Source organism: Mammaliicoccus sp. J-M41 (genome assembly GCF_022385935.1).
GTDB classification, from domain to species: domain Bacteria; phylum Bacillota; class Bacilli; order Staphylococcales; family Staphylococcaceae; genus Mammaliicoccus; species Mammaliicoccus sciuri_A.
On record NZ_JAJNIR010000068.1, the window covers coordinates 1 to 1,285 of the forward strand.

1 protein-coding gene is annotated in these 1,285 nt (G+C 30.5%); it reads right to left on the reverse strand.

What is annotated here, in order from left to right; genetic code table 11:
• A partial coding sequence (locus LQ686_RS13865; RefSeq protein WP_119494289.1) for an IS1182 family transposase occupies positions 1 to 1,244 on the reverse strand: 1,244 nt, incomplete at its 3' end.
• Positions 1,245 to 1,285: the final 41 nt, after the last annotated feature.

Consider the following 1,285-nt stretch of genomic DNA (forward strand, 5'->3'; position numbering starts at 1 on the left):
GTCCATCTCATACCATGCTGTTCTTTTGCATCACCAAATCGTCTTTCTACTGTTTGGCTTCTTAGTTTATATGCTTTTTTAATAGTATCTACAAATCGTAAATCTTCGATTATATCTAAATCGTCTTGCCAAACATGTCTTCGAATTTCTCTAGTATAGTTTCTGTTTTCTGTACATTCATTTAATAGTGGACATGTTTTACATATAGTAGGATCAGATTTGTATAATCTATGCCCTGTCGGCATAGTTCTCTTAAAAGTAAGTAATTCATCATTTGGACATATGTAACTATCGTAATATTCATCATAAATAAACTCTTTGGATTTAAATATGCCTGGCTTTCCTTTTGGTCTTGTATATGGCATTGCAGGTACAATCGATTTCTCAAGTAAATAATGCGCATTGAATGGCGTTTTGTATCCAGAGTCTACTGCTAATGTGATTGGCAACATATTTTTTGCTTCTAATCTTTCAACCATAGGTTTCAACTGTGTACTATCGTGAACATTTCCAGGTGTAACATGTTGATCAATTATAAAACCATTTTTATCTACACAACTATGTAAGCTATACGCAAATTGTTTCTCTCTTTCACCTTTAACATAGTAGCCAGCTTCTTGGTCAGTAGTACTGACTTTCTTATTTTTATATTCCTCCTTTTTCTTATTTTTTATGGGCTTTTTTCCTTGTGCTAACCTCTGTTGATTAATTTCATTATTAAGTTCTTCTTGGAAGTGTAATGTATCTTTTTTAACAACTCGGTTAATATATTTATTTTTGTTCGCATTAGCTTTTATATGTGTTGAATCAATGAATAACGTTGAGTGATCAATTAAATTATTCTTAATCGCAATTTGTAATATTCTTTCGAATATTTGTTCAAACAAGTCAGTATCATGGAACCGTCTTGTATAATTTTTACTGAATGTACCATAATGAGGGACTTTATCAAGAAAGCTAAACCCTAAATACCAACGGTAAGCTACGTTAGTCTCAATTTCTTTAATAGTTTGTCTCATTGATTTTATGCCAAATAGTCTTTGAATAAGTAAAATCTTAACTAAGATAACTGGATCAATAGAAGGACGTCCGTTATCTAAACAGTATTTATCTTCAACAAGTTCATAAACGAAGTTTAAATCTAATACCTTATCTACTTTTCTCAACAAATGATCTTTAGGGACCAATTCTGAAACAGAAATCATTTCATATTGGTCACGTTTATCTTCAGCTTTATTTAACATAGAATCAACTCCTAAATAAAATTTCATCTATATTATAAAAT